This window comes from Exiguobacterium sp. s91 (assembly GCF_018618915.1).
GTDB lineage: Bacteria > Bacillota > Bacilli > Exiguobacteriales > Exiguobacteriaceae > Exiguobacterium_A > Exiguobacterium_A abrahamii.
In genome coordinates this window covers 510,027-527,559 of record NZ_JACSMZ010000001.1, presented here as the reverse complement: position 1 = coordinate 527,559, position 17,533 = coordinate 510,027, and the positions used below count along the sequence as shown (strand labels likewise).

General features: G+C 47.6%; 15 protein-coding genes, 1 riboswitch and 1 other annotated feature. Of the genes, 5 read left to right on the top strand and 10 right to left on the bottom strand.

The window, feature by feature from the left end; all coding sequences use genetic code 11:
* The first annotated feature begins 181 nt into the window (after window positions 1–181).
* Together KNQ06_RS02625 and KNQ06_RS02620 are read left to right on the top strand one after the other, a co-directional pair.
* Entirely contained in the window at window positions 182–400 is a 219-nt protein-coding gene (locus KNQ06_RS02625) for a DeoR family transcriptional regulator (RefSeq protein WP_023469095.1), read from the top strand.
* Window positions 401–508: 108 nt separating this feature from the next.
* Window positions 509–1,141, top strand: a complete 633-nt coding sequence (locus KNQ06_RS02620) for an SDR family oxidoreductase (protein ID WP_064299483.1) — start codon at window positions 509–511, stop codon at window positions 1,139–1,141.
* A gap of 60 nt (window positions 1,142–1,201) precedes the next feature.
* On the opposite strand, the gene KNQ06_RS02615 is transcribed toward KNQ06_RS02620, so the two are convergent.
* Window positions 1,202–1,921 carry a pseudouridine synthase gene (locus KNQ06_RS02615; protein WP_214771149.1) on the bottom strand — a complete coding sequence of 240 codons (720 nt, stop codon included), beginning with the start codon at window positions 1,919–1,921 and terminating at the stop codon, window positions 1,202–1,204.
* Window positions 1,908–3,572 (bottom strand): putative polysaccharide biosynthesis protein, encoded by a 1,665-nt coding sequence (locus KNQ06_RS02610; protein ID WP_149427736.1) that lies wholly within the window; start codon window positions 3,570–3,572, stop codon window positions 1,908–1,910. Before KNQ06_RS02610 ends, KNQ06_RS02615 begins: the two co-directional genes overlap by 14 nt.
* Window positions 3,573–3,764: 192 nt before the next feature.
* Between KNQ06_RS02610 and KNQ06_RS02605 the strand changes: the two genes are divergently transcribed.
* Window positions 3,765–5,036 carry a BaiN/RdsA family NAD(P)/FAD-dependent oxidoreductase gene (locus tag KNQ06_RS02605; protein WP_215147300.1) on the top strand — a complete coding sequence of 424 codons (1,272 nt, stop codon included), beginning with the start codon at window positions 3,765–3,767 and terminating at the stop codon, window positions 5,034–5,036.
* 59 nt (window positions 5,037–5,095) lie between these two features.
* Here the strand turns inward: KNQ06_RS02605 and KNQ06_RS02600 are convergent, their stop codons facing one another.
* The 5 genes from KNQ06_RS02600 to KNQ06_RS02580 form a co-directional block, all read right to left on the bottom strand.
* Window positions 5,096–6,073, bottom strand: a complete 978-nt coding sequence (locus KNQ06_RS02600; RefSeq protein WP_149427738.1) for a hypothetical protein — start codon at window positions 6,071–6,073, stop codon at window positions 5,096–5,098.
* Between the two features lie 131 nt (window positions 6,074–6,204).
* Window positions 6,205–8,610 (bottom strand): leucine--tRNA ligase, encoded by a 2,406-nt coding sequence (gene leuS, locus KNQ06_RS02595; protein ID WP_029342384.1) that lies wholly within the window; start codon window positions 8,608–8,610, stop codon window positions 6,205–6,207.
* A 46-nt stretch (window positions 8,611–8,656) separates the two neighbouring features.
* Window positions 8,657–8,879: a binding site (T-box leader), on the bottom strand.
* 38 nt (window positions 8,880–8,917) lie between these two features.
* Window positions 8,918–9,562: an HAD family hydrolase gene (locus tag KNQ06_RS02590; protein WP_214805300.1), complete on the bottom strand. Its 645-nt coding sequence runs from the start codon at window positions 9,560–9,562 to the stop codon at window positions 8,918–8,920.
* Between the two features lie 93 nt (window positions 9,563–9,655).
* Complete coding sequence (locus KNQ06_RS02585) at window positions 9,656–10,690, bottom strand: peptidoglycan bridge formation glycyltransferase FemA/FemB family protein (RefSeq protein WP_214771170.1); 1,035 nt, start codon at window positions 10,688–10,690, stop codon at window positions 9,656–9,658.
* Window positions 10,691–10,873: 183 nt separating this feature from the next.
* Window positions 10,874–12,052 carry an MDR family MFS transporter gene (locus KNQ06_RS02580; RefSeq protein ID WP_064299476.1) on the bottom strand — a complete coding sequence of 393 codons (1,179 nt, stop codon included), beginning with the start codon at window positions 12,050–12,052 and terminating at the stop codon, window positions 10,874–10,876.
* 153 nt (window positions 12,053–12,205) lie between these two features.
* Between KNQ06_RS02580 and mnmM the strand changes: the two genes are divergently transcribed.
* On the top strand, window positions 12,206–12,805 hold the full coding sequence (mnmM, locus tag KNQ06_RS02575; RefSeq protein ID WP_255343803.1) for a tRNA 5-(aminomethyl)-2-thiouridylate-methyltransferase MnmM: 600 nt from the start codon (window positions 12,206–12,208) through the stop codon (window positions 12,803–12,805).
* Window positions 12,806–12,855: 50 nt separating this feature from the next.
* Here the strand turns inward: mnmM and KNQ06_RS02570 are convergent, their stop codons facing one another.
* From KNQ06_RS02570 to metK, 3 genes are all read right to left on the bottom strand, one after another.
* The gene (locus tag KNQ06_RS02570; RefSeq protein WP_035396459.1) at window positions 12,856–13,560 is read right to left on the bottom strand and encodes a serine aminopeptidase domain-containing protein; all 705 of its coding nucleotides are present in this window, start codon (window positions 13,558–13,560) and stop codon (window positions 12,856–12,858) included.
* A 78-nt stretch (window positions 13,561–13,638) separates the two neighbouring features.
* Window positions 13,639–14,127, bottom strand: a complete 489-nt coding sequence (locus tag KNQ06_RS02565; RefSeq protein ID WP_023469107.1) for a GNAT family N-acetyltransferase — start codon at window positions 14,125–14,127, stop codon at window positions 13,639–13,641.
* Window positions 14,128–14,264: 137 nt separating this feature from the next.
* Window positions 14,265–15,473 carry a methionine adenosyltransferase gene (gene metK / locus KNQ06_RS02560; RefSeq protein ID WP_023469108.1) on the bottom strand — a complete coding sequence of 403 codons (1,209 nt, stop codon included), beginning with the start codon at window positions 15,471–15,473 and terminating at the stop codon, window positions 14,265–14,267.
* Between the two features lie 128 nt (window positions 15,474–15,601).
* Window positions 15,602–15,728, bottom strand: a riboswitch (SAM riboswitch).
* Between the two features lie 234 nt (window positions 15,729–15,962).
* Here metK and pckA point away from each other — a divergent pair.
* A complete protein-coding gene (pckA, locus tag KNQ06_RS02555; protein WP_195864591.1) occupies window positions 15,963–17,531 on the top strand; it encodes a phosphoenolpyruvate carboxykinase (ATP) in 1,569 nt (522 codons plus the stop codon).
* The last annotated feature ends 2 nt before the right edge of the window (window positions 17,532–17,533 follow it).

Here is a 17,533-nt window from a genome sequence, read left to right as displayed (position 1 = left end):
ACCCCTAATCATCGAATTTACAAACCATTTGAATATGTTTTTTATACAAACGTTCGGTTAAATTACTTGCATTTTAATATCAAAACGTTATACTAAAGGCGAAACAACTGGATATTGCATTGTCTTTTGTCACCCGAAGCTTTAGAACACTATTCTATCCATTGGGGGAGTGGTTATACCAATGAAAGATTCTACAGACCGTATGTTGACCCGGATTAAATCGATCTATCTCTACATCCAAGAGAACGGAGCTACTACGACAGCAGAGTTGGTTGAAGAGTTTGGCATCACTTCAAGGACCGTCCAGCGGGATTTGAACGTGCTCGAATACAACAATCTCATTGTGAGCCCTCGACGCGGTACATGGACGTCGAGTAAGAAACAAAAGCAAGCGGGTTGATCCACTGTTTCACTATGTATATCTTTCGATGACGCGATTCTTCGCGTCTTTTTTTGTTATCTTTTTTAAAACGTGGGGTATAGCTATTGGGAGAAGGAGATGATAAGCATGAATATTTTAATCATTGGAGCAAACGGAACGACGGGACGCAAAATGGTCGAATTGATCGCTAAACAAGGAGATCACCAAGCCGTCGCTGTCGTACGGGAAGAAAATCAAATCAACGATTTGATCGCACTCGGTGCATCTGAAGTCAGACTTGGGGATTTGACGAAGGATGTCAGTGGCGTCGTCAGTAACGCGGACGTCGTCATCTTTGCAGCGGGTGCTGGTGGCGCATCGGACGAATTGACACGCGCCGTCGATCAGGAAGGTGCGATCAAAGTCATCGATGCAGCAAAAGCCAACGGAATCGATCGTTTCCTAATGCTCAGTTCAGTCGGTACAGAAGAACCAAAAGGCGAACTAAAAGTATATCTCGAATCGAAAGCAGCAGCAGACGCTCACCTAAAAGAAAGCGGACTCGACTATACGATCGTCCGTCCTGGTCCACTCAGCTACGATGACCCAGCAGGTACTGTTGAAACGAAAGAGCATTTTGATTCATACGAAGATCGTAAGGTGTCTCGTGACGATGTGGCGGCGCTGTTCGTTCACTTGATCGATCACCCGACACAGTCTCGTGTATTCGAAGTACTCAGCGGTCCTTATCCGATCGCAGAAGCACTACGTAATCAATAATTGAATCCCACAATAAAAGGCGATGGAATGCACATTCATTCCATCGCCTTTTCGTTTTGCTTATTCAGGTTGCCAATCAAACAAGGATAATTCATCCGGTGTCAGTTCCCGGTAGTCCCCGAGTGCAAGTGCCGGATCAAGCTCCAAGCGACCAATCGAACGCCGTTTCAAGAATGTGACCTCTTTACCGAGGGCAAGCATCATCCGTTTGACTTGATGAAACTTCCCTTCCGTGATTGTCAATTCAAGCGTTGAATCTGTTTCTGTCGTCGATAAGATAACGAGTTTTCCTGGCTTTGCCTGATAACCGTCTTCTAAGGTGACGCCTGCCGCAATTGCCTCGACGTCTTCTTGCGTCAACACACCTGTCACTTCCGCATAATACGTTTTTTCGACGTGTTTCTTCGGAGACATCAAGGCATGATTGAATGATCCATCGTTTGTCAGTAACAACAAGCCTTCTGTATCCTTATCAAGTCGTCCGACCGGAAACGGTTTGAAATACGTCACGTCTTCAAACAACAGATCAATGACGGTCTCATCTCGTTTATCCTCCGTCGCACTAATGACACCCGGTGGTTTATTCATCATCAAGTAGATGTATTTTTGATACGTGACCGGTTCGCCGTACATCAGAACCTGTTGCGTCTCGACATCGACATGTTGTTTCGGATCACGTACGATCTCACCATCGACTTGAATTGCCCCTGCCTTGAGCAGAAGTTTTACTTCTTTTCGGGAGCCTGCCCCCATGTTGGATAATAGTTTATCTAGACGCATGACCTCGTCCTCGTTTCAATGAAATTTTACGTCCTAATACGACTTCTGCTAATCCACTCCAAATCGAGAGTCCAGCGAAAATCACGATTCCAACTGCCGCACCAATGATCAGGATCAACAGAGATGCCCATGTAGTCTCTGGTAAGAAGGACACCATTCCCCACTTCACGAGTGCAACACCTGCTCCCATCAATGCACTGATGATTAGAATCAATGATGTCCGGCGCAAGACGGTACTGAATGGGAACTTCACCGTTTGTGTGATCCGGAAGAACATCAATCCCGTCGCAACGAGATAACCGATGATCGTCGCATAACCAGCACCCGTTCCATCACCCGTCAAATGAATCAACGGCGCATTCAAGAGATACTTCGCAAGTAGTCCAGCAAGTGTTGCGATGATCGTGAAGTACTGACGGTTAATCCCTTGAAGGACTGCTGCCGTAACAGAATACAAGGCAAGGAACAACGCACTCGGCGCATAACTTAATAGATAGACCCAGGCCGCTTGATCTTTCGGGAAGAGCACATGGAACGTTTCTTCACTGAGGAGAATCATCCCGACGACTGCCGGAATCGTCACGAAAAAGACGAGTTGATAAATCTGTGAGATTTGAGCCCGTACTTTCCGCATATCCCCTTGCGTGAAGGAAGCTGTCAACAGTGGAGTCGCAGATAACGACAATCCTGTTGCGACCGACACCGGAATCAAGACGATCTTATGACTATCCGCAATCAGATAGGCAGTCGCGTTTCCGGCCGCTTCGAGCGTGTAACCGATACTTTGTAATGCGGCATTCATCGTATTTTGGTCGATGACTTGGTAAAGGGGTGTCGAAAGACCGACCATGACGATTGGAATCGCATACGTCAATAATTCCTTATACAAATCCGTTAACGGGCGATCCGGCGAACGGACGGTTTGAGTAGCACGTAGTTCCTGCAAGCCGCTGGCACGTTTGCGGAAATAATAGATCAGAACCGCAACACTACCGATTGCACCAATGAAAGCGCTGAACGTTGCAATCGTTGCGGCAAATGCTGCACCTGAATCAAATAAATAAATCGCGATGCTGACTCCTGCAAGCAAAAAGATGATCCGGACGATTTGTTCCAAGATTTGCGAAATCGCTGTTGGTCCCATCGATTGATACCCTTGGAAGTAACCTCGGGTCATACTCATCGGGGGAATCAAGAGTAAAGCGAAACTCACGCCACGAATCGTCATCGTGACGGCATCAACGTAGGCTGCTGAATCAACGTCACCACCTGGAATCGCCCGGTGTGCTAAATACGGTGCGAGAAAGAATAAAGCGAGGAAGGAAACAATCCCGGTCAAGGACATGATTTTCAGACCAGACCGATACAACCGTTCACTCGTATCATATTCTCCTAATGCATTGTATTTGGCGACGAATTTCGAGACGGCGACAGGAATCCCCGCTGTCGCGAGTCCGATCATGATCGCATAATAGTTATAGGCATAGGTATAGAACATGATGCCTGTCGCGCCGACCATGAACTGAAACGGAAAGAGATAAATCAAACCCAGTGCGCGGGAAATCAGTGACGCACCGGACAGGAGCATCGTTCCACGAACGAATCCTGAATTGCCGGAAGAAGTAGACTGCTTATTACTGACTGTGGACATGGTAACATCCCTCACGCTTTCTAATTTTTAAACTCGACACTCTGATCGTGACTGTCTCATTATACAAGTTCTCTCGTACACAATTGCAAATCATTATACCGCTGTCTATCTTGAATTGAAAGAGACGGTTTGTTTACAGTCGCAACTTCTGCTAAAGTGAAACAAGCAGAATTCTATGAATGAGGTGACCTTATGTACGATGTAATCGTAATCGGAGGCGGACCGAGCGGCTTGATGGCGACGCTCGCCTCTTTACAGGCTGGAGCTCGAACACTCCTGCTTGATAAAGGAAATAAATTAGGTCGGAAGCTTGCGATCTCTGGCGGCGGACGTTGTAACGTCACGAACCGAAAACCACTCGACGAACTCGTCCAGTCGATTCCAGGAAACGGACGTTTCCTTTATAGTGCCTTTTCTCAATTCAATAATGAATCGATCATCGAACTCTTCGAAGGGTTTGGTGTCGCCCTCAAAGAAGAGGACAATGGACGGATGTTTCCTGTCTCGGATAAAGCAGCAGATGTCGTCCGTGTATTGATCGATCAAATCCGCGCGCATGGTGCCGAGATTCAAACAGACGCGCAGGTCGCTACGCTCGACTTCCATCCAGACGGTTCTTTTGCAGCTGTCATCTTAGAGAACGGCATGCGTCTTGAAGCAAAAAGTTGCATCGTTGCAGTCGGCGGACAATCTGTTCCACATACCGGTTCGACAGGTGACGGCTACCCGTGGGCTGAAAAAGCGGGTCATACGATCACGGAACTCTTCCCAACTGAAGTTCCAATTTTGTTAGGTGATACGTTCATTCATGAAAAAACATTACAAGGGCTGTCGCTACGTGACGTCGCCTTAACGGTCCACGGCAAAAAAGATAAAGCAATCAAAACACACACGGGTGACTTACTCTTTACCCACTTCGGTTTAAGCGGTCCGATTGCTTTACGCTGTAGCCAGTACACGATCAAGGAGCGCAAACGTTCGAAGGAGACGATCGTCCATTTATCAATCGATCTCTTCCCGGACGAATCACTCGGTGCGTTAACCGAACGCTTCCAAGCCGCGCTTGCAGCAAATCCCAAGAAAACGGTACGCAACGCTCTCCGCGGCTTCGTGCCGGAACGTCTGCTTGAACTTCTATTTGCTCAAATCGGCTTTGGCGATGAAGTCTGCACACAAGTCAAGAAACAGGACTGGACGGACTTCTTGCAAAAATTAAAGCGATTCTCACTTAAAGCAACGGGAACGCTCGACTTTGATAAAGCTTTCGTCACGGGTGGTGGCGTCTCAATCAAAGAGATTGATCCAAAGACGATGATGTCGAAAAAAGCGGAGCGGTTATTCTTTGCCGGGGAGATTCTTGATATCCATGGCTATACAGGTGGTTACAACATCACAGCTGCATTCGTGACGGGTCATTGCGCCGGTAGTCACGCCGCAGAGATGGCACGTGATACTGTCTTTTAATATGAACAAGACCCGATTCTTCTGCTTAACAGAGGAATCGGGTCTTATTGTGTCAGGATTTAATCAATCGGTGTAAACGATCGGCTTGAGAATTTATCCGTGACGACTAACGCGAACAACTCGTTATCCTGCACGAAAATCCCCTTCGAACCATATACTTTCGGACTGGCTGTCTCACCCGTGATCGTTTTGTCCTTTCGATCGATCGAATAGAGATAGAGCGCTTCTGAATCGAGTGTGTAGATCCGACCTTGCCGTTCAGCAAGACCAATCGGACGGAACTCGGACTCGAACGATTTCTTCGCATCACTTCGCATCCCACTCGCCGCTTCAATCTTCTCACGTTTGATGACTGACAGATAAGGCGGTTTCTGTTTTTTCTTCAATGCACGTTTTTTCTTTTCCGAGGCGTCAGGATCAATCTTGATCTTATCCTCTTTCATCGCGAAATAAGTCACCTCGACTCGTCCCAGTGCTCGAATATGATTAATCGTATAGAATTCTTTTTTCTTCGCATCATATCCAAGACCATGGAAACTATCCCGTATCGTTGTTCCTTGTACTTTTTCACGTTTTTCTTCGCTCCAGACACCGTCTTTTCGCGTAATCGTGACTAGAATCTGATTCGACGTCAATAGCGCGACGGTCTCCCCGTCAACGAGCGTCATACCGTCTAAACCAGCGAGCAACAACTTTCCTTCTTCTAACTGGAAAGATGCGTTGATGCGTTCTCCGGTTCCACTGATTTCAAAGAAACGATAATCGTCTGTGACGACGAGGTACGAACCAATGGAATCATCATATAACATATGTTGGACATTTTTGATTAATGGCTCTTCCGGGTTCGGAATAGCTGAAGGCGTTTTCGGTGGCACCTGTTTAACGGCTGCCTGATGCTTTGATTGCGTCTCGATTTTCGCGAACGTTTCTTGAATACGTGACAACGTCTCTGGCTTCGAGAAGACGAGCAGTACGCAAAGGATCAACCCCGAAACGACAGCAAAAATCGTTGTATAGACTATATAAGATCGTTTCATTGATGGTACTCGCCTTTCTTTCTCGGTTTCTGATTCAGTGTAGCAGAAGGTCGTTGAAAAAAAAAGCGGACTTGCGACGGAAATGAAGAAACCCCCTCCATTCGCATCAAACGAATGAAAGGGGCTATGGCTTAGTTTGCCACGATATTGATTAATTTTTTCGGTACGACGATGACTTTACGAACTGTTTTGTCGCCGATCCATTCTTGTGTCTTTTCATCAGCAAAGGCAAGTGCTTCGATTTCTTCTTTTGTCGCATCGATGTTGATTTCGATTTTCGAGCGAACCTTTCCGTTCACTTGAATGACGAATTCCATCGTATCGCTGACGAGTTTCGATTCATCGAATGTTGGCCATGCTGCATACGTCAATGTCTCTTCAAATCCAAGTTGTTCCCAGAGTTCTTCACCAAGGTGTGGTGCGACTGGCGTTAACAATTGGATGAATCCACGAAGGAAGTGACGCGGAAGAACCGGCTGTTTGTTTGCTTCGTTGACGAAGACCATGAGTTGCGAAATTCCGGTGTTGAACTGGATGTTCGCGAAGTCTTCCGTGACCTTCTTGACCGTCTGGTGGTACGTCCGCTCGAAGTCAGCATCGACTTCTGTAACGTCCTGAATGTCTGCTGTCCGTTCGAACAAGCGCCAGACACGATCGAGGAAACGACGCGCCCCGTCAAGACCGTTCTCCGACCAGGCAACTGATGCATCGAGTGGTCCCATGAACATTTCGTACAAGCGTAATGTATCCGCACCATGCGATTTGACGATTTCATCCGGATTGATGACGTTACCGCGTGATTTCGACATCTTCTCATTGTTCTCTCCAAGAATCATCCCTTGGTTGTACAACTTCTGGAATGGTTCTTTTGTTGGTACGACGCCTGCATCATACAAGACTTTATGCCAGAAGCGCGCATACAACAAGTGGAGAACGGCGTGTTCCGCACCACCGATGTAAATATCGACTGGAAGCCAGTATTTTAATTTTTCTGGATCCGCGATCGCCTCTTCATTGTGCGGATCGATGAAACGGAGATAATACCAGCAGCTTCCGCCCCATTGTGGCATCGTATTCGTCTCGCGACGCCCTTTCATTCCTGTTTCAGGATCCGTATAATCCAACCAGTCTTCCGCAAGCGCAAGTGGTGATTCGCCTGTACCAGACGGTTTGATTTCCGGAATGATTGGAAGTTCAAGCGGTAATTCCTCTTGACTGAGCGTCTTCATCGAACCATCTTCCATATGAACGACTGGAATCGGCTCGCCCCAATACCGTTGACGACTGAACAACCAGTCGCGGAGACGATACGTGATTTTCTTACGTCCGACTTGATTCGTTTCGAGTTCAGCAATCATCGTCTCGATTGCTTCTTGTTTTCCAAGACCATCAAGCATATGCGAGTTGACGTGTTCGCCCTCTCCTGTATAGGCTGCTTCATCGACGTTTCCACCCGCGACGACTTCAACGATTGGCAAGTCGAATTGTTTCGCGAATTCATGATCGCGCTCATCGTGTCCTGGGACCGCCATGATTGCACCCGTTCCGTACGAAGCAAGGACATAATCAGCGATCCAGATTGGAAGACGATCACCTGAGATTGGATTGACGGCGAAAGCACCCGTGAAGACGCCTGTTTTTTCCTTCGCTAAATCCGTCCGCTCGAGGTCCGACTTCGTTTGGACTTGCGAAATGTACGTATCGACGGCTTCCTTGTGATCCGCTGTCGTGATGTCAGCTACGAATGGATGCTCCGGCGCAAGCACGAGGTACGTCGCACCGAAGATTGTGTCCGGGCGTGTCGTAAAGACCGTGACTTGTTTTTTGTGTCCATCAATCGTGAAATCGATCTCAGCACCTTCTGATTTCCCGATCCAGTTCCGTTGCATCTCTTTGACAGAATCCGGCCAATCGAGGTCATCGAGATCTTCAAGAAGACGATCCGCATATTCCGTGATTTTCAAGACCCATTGACGCATCGGGACACGCACGACCGGATGATTTCCGCGTTCAGATAATCCGTCGATGACTTCTTCATTCGCAAGAACGGTTCCGAGTGCTGGGCACCAGTTGACCGCGACTTCGTCCACGAACGCAAGTCCTTTTTCATACAACTTCGTAAAGATCCACTGTGTCCATTTGTAGTACTTCGGATCTGTCGTGTTGATTTCACGATCCCAGTCATAGGAGAATCCAAGTTCTTTCAACTGACGCTTGAACGTCTCGATGTTTTTCGCTGTGAATTCACGTGGGTCATTCCCTGTATCGAGGGCGTATTGTTCTGCTGGTAATCCGAACGCATCCCATCCCATCGGGTGCAAGACGTTGTATCCTTGCATCCGTTTCATCCGTGCGAGGATATCCGTTGCTGTGTAGCCTTCCGGGTGACCGACGTGGAGACCGGCACCTGACGGATACGGGAACATATCAAGGGCATAAAACCCTTCTTTTTCTGGATCTTCTGTCGTGACGAAGGCGTTGTCTTGATCCCAACGCGCCTGCCATTTTGGTTCGATTTCGCGATGATTGTACGGCATGTCTTTTCCTCCTCTAATCTAAAAAAACCGGTCCTCCGCCCCTAGGAATAGGGACGAAAGACCGGTTTGGCTTCCGCGGTACCACCCACGTTGTCTGTCTATGACAGACCGCTTGATTCACGGATAACGGTGTGAAAGACCGGATTCGCTACTACGACTTCACGAATCGTGCTCCCTGACGAGTTCACGGTTGTTACCGACTGGTTCGCACCTTCCACCAGCTCTCTTGACGGCACCTTTCCCCTACTACTTCAGTTCCATGCAATTGACTATCTTTTCCTAGTGTAATCTGTTTCTTCCTCAAGCGTCAACGCTTCCGTAAAATTTCCTCGATTTCTGCATGCGATCGTGCTACATGATCCGCTTGTTCTAGACGTTGCATCGGCATCCGATCATCGAGAAGCGCAATCACTTCCATGCCTGCTGCTTTTGCGCCGATCATCCCGTTTGCAGCGTCTTCAATGACGAGACAATCTTCAGGCGCGTGCCCGATTCGTGATGCTGCAAGATGAAAAATCGCAGGATCAGGCTTTGAACGCACGACTTCTTCTCCACTGACGTAATGCGTGATTGGAAGCTCATAATGACGGATGACGCGTTCGATTTTTTGAAGCGAACTCGAGGAGGCAATCCCGATATCGTAACCAAGAGACGCCGCTTGCTCGATGACTTGTTTGACTCCCTCTTTTAAACCACATTCCTCCGGTTTTGCATGAATTTGAAACAACCGATGTTCTTCTTCTAGTAACGCACTAGCTGTTTCTTTTAGCTGATGCTGGGCGACAAGCTCTTCCCACATCTCATCACCTGTTTTTCCCATGAACGTCGCATACTGAACTGGATCGAGCGGAATCGATAACGTTTTGAACATCTGCTGATGGACCTCGAAGTAGCGAATTTCACTATCTAAAATGACCCCATCCATATCAAAAATAAGACCTCGTTTTTTCAAGACACATCCCCCTTAATGATCTATCATGATTTCAGCATATCAAAAAAACGACTACACGATGTAGTCGTTTCGCCTTCTTCATTTAGTTACTGTTTAACTTGTCGCCATTTGGACACTGGTTTGTCGGTAAGCTGGAAAATAATCCGAATCAGCATCTGACCCGTATCGTACACATAACTGATCGTATATGGCTGGTTGAAGAATGGATTTTCCTTGATGATACTCAAATAAACGATACCCGGTGTAACGGCATTTACTCTCAAAGAGACTATCCCGTTCTTGATATCCACCCCCGAGATGTTGTTCGACGAGACCGCGTGCTTTCGTCTGAAGAATCGCTTCGTACTCGAGTCGCTGATTCGGGAACATCTTCGCTTCGTCCCGCTTACACCCAATCAAATGACCGTGGGCATATTCTTTTCCGAGCAATACGAAGTATCCACCAACAGGTTCTCCGTCGATTTCCGCAATCAGTAACAATGGCTCACAGAGTGGATTTGCTTCAAATAATTGTTCAAAATAACTGTCCGTAAAATAGTAATGAGCCGAAGCATTCTTCCGGTCCATCGTTTCATGATACAACGCTACAAAGACAGGTAGGTCGTCTCGTGTTCCTGTTCTAACGGTTAAAGGAGAGGCAAGCGATTTGCGAATCATACTTCTCGTCTTCTTATGAAATGTCTGCATGATGTCTTCTATTGAAGGGCGTAAATCGATACTCGTCGTATGACGGATGAAGGAGACTTTCGTCCAATCCCGCATGAAGCGTTCATTACCCGTCAATGGATTAAAGCGAATCATTTCCGAGACAATCGCTTCTCGCTTTGCCCACCTTTCAAACAATAGACGTGCATGCTGCATTTCAGTCGCAGTCAGTTGACCGATGATTTCCGGTCCACCATAGCCATACGGCGTGATGAGATCTGAATAAGGCGTATCAAAAATTCGGCGCTTCAAAAAGGGATAGAACAGTGTTCCTGCATCACCTTCATAACGGAATAGCACCGCTTGCTCAGACGGTCTAGCGTTGAGCGTGACATATTGGTGACTGTAGAAGATATCAAGAGGTTGTTGCTGTACGTGTGTCGTCCAAGTTGCGGCATCTGTGATGAATTGACACCTTTCCATTCGTGCACCTCCAGTCAAAAAGAAGCAACGTTCATATGACCTTTCTTTTTCAAGTTCTTGATTAGAAAGTACCCGTTTCTTTGCCGAAATATTCCATATTATTAAATGTTTATTTTATGATTTTCGAACGAATGACGTAACAAAAGACAGCGGTCATAATGTCCGCTGTCTTACAGATGATGCTCATGATGTGATTTTTGGAATAGCACGAAGGAAGACGACGCCCGCTAACAGAATCAATCCAATTAATGTCAAGAAGACCGCTGACATACCTGATACATCGTAGATCAACCCTCCAACGGTCGGACTGATCATCCGCCCCGCTGAAGCAGCAATATTGACGTACCCTTGGAATTCTCCTTCTTTTCCGATCGGCGCGAGTCTCGCTGCCATAGCAGGAACTGCTGGCCAGATGAACATCTCACCAATCGTCAGGATGATCATCGCGACGAGGAACATCTTGAAGCCGCCTGCGAACGGAACGATCAGATAAGACAAGAGGAAGATTCCTGTACCGGTCATCAATTGTCGCTTTAAGTCATCTCCAAACCAACGAAGAATTGGTGTTAGTAAAGGTTGTGCGAACACGATGAGTGCTCCGTTGATCGTCCAAAGAATCGAGTACTCGGAAATCGTGACACCGAGCGATTTCGTGTGTACGGCAAAGGTTCCTTGCCATTGCACATAAACGAACCAAAGTAAGGCATAACCAATCGAGACGAGCAACATCGTCCGTGCCGCACCGCGTGCAAGGGGTGTGCGTGTCGTTTCGATCTCGTCATGCGCCGCATGCATCCGCGCCGGTGCCTGAATCCAGGACAAACCAACGAACAAAATGATGGCAAAGGCGATGTAGAGGACGAGATTGGCGATGAAGATGTACTGAATCGAAAAGGCAGCGATTTGACCACTGACTGCTGTCCCGAGCGCTACACCGACGTTTTGTGCGACATAGATCGCATTAAAGGCACGGCGCCCGCCTTCCGGCCAGATGACACCCGTCATCGCGTAGATCGTCGGAAAAACCATCCCACCGACGAATCCAATCAATCCAAGCATCGCGACGTATCCGAGGTACGTCTGATGAAACAGCAACAAGCCGACGGAAGACAGGACAAGTCCGATGACACTGATGACAAGCGTCTTCTTGCCACCGAGACGGTCAAACGCTTTTCCACCTAAGTAGTTTCCGACGATTGCTAAGGCCGAGTTGACGAACAACGCCATCCCTGCTTTTGTCATCGACTCTCCTAAATATTCATGAATATATAATGTATTAAACGGCCATAAAAAAGAGGATCCCGTCGTATTGATGGCCATCGCAAGGACGAGGATCCAGACCGCTTTTGGTAATTTTGGCATACCTGTGGTCCTCCTATTTCATTCTCAACCTTGCCACTTTACGCAATCCGTCCCCTAACTGTCAAGCCACTTCGCTTTTCGTCAACGAATCAAAAAATGATATAATGCAGAAAGAATCTTGCACATACTGAACCATTACTAGAAAAACAGACCATAGGAACAGGAGTCTATGCCATGTCACTTGCCCGTGTACTACCTTATACGAAACAATTACTCGAGTCCGTTATCGAACCCGGAGACTGCGTCGTCGATATGACTGCCGGAAATGGACATGATACACAGTTTTTAGCAGAACGCGTCGGTCCAGAAGGTCGAGTCCTTGCGTTCGACGTCCAGGCACAAGCCATCGAGGAATCGACGCGACGTCTCGACGAAGCCGGAATGTTAGCACGCGTCGACCTTTATCATGAAAGCCACATCCATGTCGGTGCCCGTCTTTCGGACGAACAACGTCCTGTCCGCGCCGGTGTCTTCAATCTCGGCTACCTGCCTGGAAGCGACAAATCAATCACGACGACAGGAGAAGAGACGCTCGAAGCACTCGATGCCCTCCTCCCGGTCCTCGCTCCCGGCGGTCTTGTCGTCCTCGTCGTCTATCACGGTCACCTGGAAGGAAAACGTGAACGCGACGCTGTCCTCGATTACGTCACAGCCCTTGATCAGCAAGATTATGCCGTTCTCCAGTACCGTTTCTTGAATCAACAAAATCATCCCCCGTTCATCATCGCGATCGAGAAAAAAGTACGCGGATGATGGGACACAAAAAAGTGATGCCCTTTTTTAGAGGCATCACTTTTATTATTTCATTCTTCAACAAGCTTAAAGAACAACATTAATTTTTCTGCAAACCGAGTGTTCAACCGTTCGAAACTAAAATGCGGAAAACCGTGTAGACGTTGTAAGTAAATCTGATCGCCACCCATTTTCCGGCATACTTCAAGCGTCAACTTGACGTCTGCGAACTGATCGTCTGGTGCATAAAAACAAGCCAAGTTCACACGCGGCAGTTTTTTTCGTTCCTCGTCATGTACGACGATCTCTTCTTCGATTTCCCGGTACTGTGCATAGGTCAGTTCACCGATGCGAACGGTATCTTCCGTACTTTGACCAAACGGCAACGTACCGAGTGGCGCATCGGGCCGGAAACGATCAAATGCACTCGCGAAGACTTGTTTGACGCCTCCGAGTTGTTTCGAAGGATGCCAATCAAATAACGGTGAAATGAACGCAAGGCTTGCGACCGGTAATTCATATTCTTGCAACAGACGATTGACGACGAGTGCGCCCATGCTACAGGCGACGATATGAATCGGTAGCTTGCGTTTCCCGGCTTCACGTAATGCTTCTTTTAACAGTTGACCATGCTCTTCAAACGAGATGCGACGTGGTGCGTCGACAAGTAATACTTCATACTCTCGTTCGAGTACCCGAATCAAGGCTTCACTCGGACGGGCACGCAGTTGTAACGGATAAACTAATACGATGATTCCTGTTGGTTGTTCAACCACAAACTCACCTCTTCACTTCATACTTCCTTTTTACGATACCTTATTTCAAACGCACACGAAACCGTCCCAAGACGGATTTCATGAGGCGACATGGCGAAGACGAATGACAGATTCTACTTGCCCAAAGACTTCTTCCGTCATCTCACTGAGTTCTTCAAAACCGAATGAGGTTAAGAACTGACGTGCTTTATAGTTACGTGCCTCCACGTATACTTCGAGTGGGACGGCTCCTTGTCGTTCGAGTTCACGGATCAGCCGTCGTCCGATTCCGTTTTGCTGATATTTCGGCAAGACGTACAGACGAATGATCTCCCACGTTCCCTCAACATCAACAGCATGAATGAAACCGACGATTTCCTCATCGATGATTCCGACATAAAAATACTCTCCCCGTGCTTCTTCCGCCGTCCGGATCGCACGAACGACTTCTTCTTGCGGATACGCCTCCTGCACGAAATGCGCTTTCGAACGTTCGGAATAGATTTCTGCATACGTATCCAACCAAGATGTGACGGCAATGTCATGAATACGTCCTGCATCAGCTGGAATAGCTTCGCGTATTTCCATAATCGGAACCCCCCTTTGTATTCATACGAATCGACTCATGTACTTTTACCCTCTTCTAGAAAAAACATTCGTTTCCTGCAAAGTTCCACGGAAACAAAAAAGTCCGAAAACCCGCGTAGGGTTTTCGGACTTTTTGATTATGCGAAACGTTTTGCTTGTTCTTCAAGAACTGCTGCTTTATCTGTTTGCTCCCATGGAAGCTCAACATCTGTACGACCGAAGTGACCGTATGCAGCTGTTTGACGATAGATCGGACGACGGAGATCAAGCATGTTGATGATTCCAGCCGGACGAAGATCGAAGTTTTCAGCAACCAATTCGACGAGTTGCGCTTCAGGAAGTTTTCCTGTACCGAATGTATCAACCGCGATTGATACTGGGTGCGCGACACCGATTGCGTACGCGAGTTGAACTTCTGCTTTGTCTGCAAGACCTGCAGCAACGAGGTTCTTCGCGACGTAACGTGCTGCGTATGCAGCTGAACGGTCGACTTTTGTTGGATCTTTACCTGAGAATGCTCCACCGCCGTGGCGTGCGTATCCACCATACGTATCAACGATGATCTTACGACCAGTTAATCCAGCATCTCCTTGTGGTCCGCCAATGACGAAACGACCAGTTGGGTTGATGAAGAATTTCGTTGCTGCGTCGATGTATTCAGCCGGGATAACCGGTGTGATGACGTGTTCTTTCAAGTCAGCTTGGATTTGCTCAAGCGTGACTTCTTCTGCATGTTGTGTCGAGATGACGATCGTATCGACACGAACTGGCTCGTTGTTCTCGTTGTATTCGACCGTGACTTGTGTTTTTCCGTCTGGACGAAGGTAGTCGAGTTGACCGTTTTTACGCACTTCTGCCAAACGGCGTGCGAGACGGTGTGAGAGCGAGATTGGAAGTGGCATGAGTTCTGGTGTTTCTTTCGTTGCGTAACCGAACATGAGACCTTGGTCTCCTGCACCGATTGCATCGATTTCTGCATCAGACATGCTACCTTCACGTGCTTCAAGCGCTTGGTCGACACCAAGAGCGATGTCTGCTGATTGCTCATCGATTGATGTCAATACAGCACACGTGTCAGCGTCGAAACCGTATTTCGCGCGTGTATAACCGATTTCACGAATCGTTTCACGGACGACTTTTGGAATGTCGACGTAAGTCGATGTCGTGATCTCACCTGCAACGAGAACGAGACCTGTTGTAACAGAAGTTTCTGCCGCAACACGCGCGTTTGGATCCGCTGCGAGGATTGCATCAAGAATTGAATCCGAAATTTGGTCACAGATTTTATCTGGATGACCTTCAGTGACTGACTCCGACGTGAATAGTCGGCGATTAAGGTTTGTCATGTATGACCCTCCCAAAAAAGAATTTGACGGTGTACTCATTTCCCCTAGTTGAGTGGGACGGTAAAATGAAAAAAACCTTTCCAAGTCCAAAAAATGGTCAGGGAAAGGTTGTGCGTTCTTCCTTTACCCTCTTATCGTTCGAAGTGTTTACTTCGCTTCAGGAGAGCACCTTTTCCCTCATTAATATGTGAATTAATGTAGGACGGTTGCCGGGTTTCTTCGGGCCTTGTTCCCTCCACCTGCTCAGAATAAGAGTATCCGTTACGAATTACATGATATAAAGTTGTACCTACTCTGTCAAGCAAGGTTTCAAATTCTAGTCGAAACTTTTTGAAAGAGATGTTAAACTGTTAATGCTGAAAGCGTTTCCAGATAAATAGAAATCAGCACCAGAAAATGATTGCTCTCTCTTTAGTATGTCATATATAATAAATGTGTCATACTAAATACAGTGAGCCAAAACCAACGTAGGGGAAAGGTGGGGTCAGGATGCCGATGACGGTCCTGAATATCGAAGAACTACTCAAGAAAGAGCATGTGTTCAAACAACTATCTGTTGCTGAACTTGTCGAACATGCGATTCGAAACGAAGAAGGTGTCCTTGCTGAGAACGGCGCATTATCTGTAGAAACGGGGAAATTTACAGGTCGTTCACCAAAAGATAAGTTCATCGTCCGTGATTCTTCCTGCGAGTCTCACATTGATTGGGGTCATGTCAACCAACCAATGGATGGAGACAAATTTGAACAATTGTTGCAAAAGGTTCTTCGTTACATGAACGAAGCCGATCAGCTCTACTACACAGAAGCTGCTGCTGGAGCAGATACGCACTTCACCCTTCCGGTCCGTGTGCTCACACAATACGCTTGGCATAACCTGTTTGCCAAACAACTTTTTTTACGCGAGTATCCTGAAGTGGCTGCCTTCGAACCGTTCACGGTCGTCTATGCGCCACATTTCAAAGCAGATCCTGCCGTTGACGGAACGAACTCTGAGACGTTCATCGCGATGTCGTTCGAACACCGGATCGTCTTGATCGGTGGAACGGAATACGCGGGAGAAATCAAAAAATCAATCTTTTCCGTCATGAACTATCTCTTGCCACAAGAAAATGTCCTTTCGATGCACTGCTCGGCAAACGTCGGACACGAAGGCGACGTCGCCTTGTTCTTCGGTCTATCCGGTACTGGTAAGACCACCCTCTCAGCAGACGATAGCCGTCAATTGATCGGCGACGATGAGCATGGTTGGTCGCACGACGGTGTCTTCAACATCGAAGGTGGATGTTATGCAAAGACCGTTAACTTATCGCGTGAAAAAGAACCGCAAATCTTTGACGCGATCCGTTTCGGAACCGTCCTTGAAAACGTCGTGCTCGACGAAGCCCGTCACCCTGATTACGATGACACATCGTTGACGGAAAATACGCGTGCTGCTTATCCGATCACAGCGATTGATAATATCGCTGTTCCGTCACGTGCTGGTCATCCGAAGACGATCGTCTTCTTGACGGCTGATGCGTACGGTGTTTTGCCTCCGATCAGTAAATTGACGAAAGAACAAGCGATGTACCACTTCCTATCAGGGTACACATCAAAACTCGCTGGAACAGAGCGTGGTGTCACGGAACCGGAAGCAACGTTCTCGACATGCTTTGGTTCACCGTTCCTTCCACTAATGCCAGAAAAATATGCGACGATGCTGGGCGAATTGATTGATCGTCACGGTGTCACTGTTTATCTCGTCAACACAGGTTGGACAGGTGGTGCTTACGGAACAGGTAGCCGCATGAAGCTATCCTATACACGGACGATGGTCAACGCTGCCGTCAACGGTACACTTGCAACGATTCCAACAGAAGAACATCCGATTTTCGGACTTCACATGCCACTGGAAGTTCCAGGTGTTCCAAGCGAGTTACTCAATCCAGTACGTGTGTGGTCGAATCCAGACGAATACGACACACAAGCGCGTTCGCTTGCTGAGAAATTCCAACATAATTTCCTTCGCTTCGAAAGTGCGACGGATGCGATCAAGTCAGCTGGTCCACGCCTATAAAA